Raw genomic sequence first — 2,268 nt, forward strand, 5'->3', positions numbered from 1 at the left:
CGTAAAACAGGACAAGCAGCTTACCTGGGGCAACGGCGGCGCGCCGGGCATCACCCTGGCTGTGGAGCGCCAGCCGGGAACCAATACCGTGCAGGTGGTGGACTCCATCCGCAAGCTCCTGCCGGGCCTTGAGCGCCAGTTGCCGCCGTCCGTTACGCTGGAAGTCTTTTACGACCGTTCCGACTCCATCCGTCATTCAGTGGCGGACGTCAAGTTTACTCTGGTGCTTACGGTTTTTCTGGTGGTGCTGGTCATTTTTGTGTTTCTGCGCAACCTGCCCGCCACCATCATTCCCAGTCTGGCCCTGCCCATGTCGGTCATTTCCACATTTGCCGTCATGGCGGTGCTCGGCTACAGCCTGGACAATCTCTCGCTCATGGCCCTGACGCTGGCCGTGGGCTTTGTGGTGGACGACGCCATCGTCATGCTCGAAAACATCGTGCGCCACCAGGAGATGGGCAAGGACCCGCTGACGGCGGCCTATGACGGATCGGCGGAAATCGGCTTCACCATCGTATCCATGACGGTTTCGCTGGCGGCGGTGTTCATTCCCGTGCTGTTTATGGGCGGCATTGTGGGCCGCCTGTTCAGGGAATTTGCCGTGGTCATCATCGCGGCCATTCTGGCATCGGGCGTGGTATCGCTCACGCTTACGCCCATGCTGTGCGCCTACTTTCTGAAGGCGCGCGGCGCGCATGCCGTGGGGCGTACCGCCGGACAGGGCTTTTACGGCATGCTTGAGCGCGGTTTTGACCGTCTGAACAGCCTGTACGCGCGCTCGCTGGATGTGGTGCTGCGGCATCGCCTGAAGACCCTCACGGCCTCTCTGCTTTTGCTGGCGCTGACCGTGTGGCTGGGCATCGTCATGCCCAAGGGTTTTCTGCCCGTGGAAGACCTCGGCATGCTCGTGGCCAGCACCGAGGCCGAGCAGGGCGTGTCCTACGAGGGCATGGTAAACGCGCAGCGCAGCCTTGACCCCCTGCTGGAAAAAAATCCCCATCTGGCGGTGTACAACTCCATTGTGGGCATTGTGGGGGGCAGCCCGAGCATGAACAACGGCATACTGCTCATGCCGCTCAAGCCTCATGACCAGCGGCCCGGCATCGAGCAGGTGGCCGAGCAGTTGCGGCGCGAGCTGAATATTTCGCCGTCCTTGAGGGTCTTTGTGCGTGTGCCTCCGGCCATCAATATCGGTGGGCGTTCCTCAAAAGCCCTCTACCAGTATACGCTTTCCGGGCCGGATATGGAGGCCCTGTACGCCAGCGCCCAGGAAGTGGAAGAAGCCCTGCGCGCCCTGCCGCAGGTGCAGGACGTGAACAGCGATCTGCAATTGAAAAACCCCGAACTGCGGGTTACCATTGACCGTAACCGGGCGGCGGCTCTGGGCGTAAGTCCGCATCAGATCGAACTGGCTCTGCAATCGGCCTACGGGTCGCGTGAAATCTCGACAATTTACGCGCCAACCAACGATTATACGGTTTTTGTGGAGTTGCAAAAGAAATTCCAGCAGGACAGCGCGGCCCTGTCGCGCCTGTATGTTCGCGCGGCGGACGGCAATCTTGTGCCGCTGGACACGCTGGTAAAGATGGAGCCGGGCGTTGGCCCCATTGCCGTGAACCACAACGGCCAGTTTCCGGCGGTGACCATTTCATACAACCTGCGGCCCGGCGTGTCGCTGGGGCAGGGAGTGGCCGCTGTGGAGGCCGCCGCCAGGCCGCTGCTGCCGGATACGGTCACGGCCGAGTCACAGGGTACGGCCCAGGCTTTTCAAAGCTCTCTGACGGGCATGGGCTGGCTGCTGGTGCTGGCGATTGTGGTCATTTATCTGGTGCTCGGCATCCTGTATGAAAGTTTTATCCACCCCCTGACCATTCTTTCGGGACTGCCTTCGGCGGGCTTCGGCGCGCTTGCCACCCTGTGGCTGTTCGGCATGGACCTGAACCTGTACGGCTTTGTGGGCGTTATCATGCTGCTGGGCATAGTGAAAAAGAATGCCATCATGATGCTGGACTTCGCGCTTGAGGCGCAGCGTCATAATCCCCGGATGGAACCTCTGGAAGCCATTACCCGTGGTTGCCATGTGCGCTTCAGACCCATTATGATGACCACGGTGGCGGCGCTTATGGGCGCGCTGCCCATTGCCATAGGCATCGGGGCCGGGGCCGAGGCGTGGCGTCCCCTTGGTCTGGCTGTGGTCGGGGGCCTCTGTTTCTCGCAGATTGTCACGCTCTACATCACACCCGTGTACTATTATTATATGGAAGAAAT

The 2,268-nt window shown here is 60.8% G+C and carries 1 protein-coding gene; it reads left to right on the top strand.

The genetic code is table 11. The features are described 5' to 3' along the window. A partial coding sequence (locus tag V6C07_RS10830; RefSeq protein ID WP_333536498.1) for an efflux RND transporter permease subunit occupies nt 1–2,268 on the top strand: 2,268 nt, incomplete at both ends.

This window comes from Desulfovibrio sp. 1214_IL3152, from assembly GCF_036763055.1.
In the GTDB taxonomy this organism is placed as follows: domain Bacteria; phylum Desulfobacterota; class Desulfovibrionia; order Desulfovibrionales; family Desulfovibrionaceae; genus Desulfovibrio.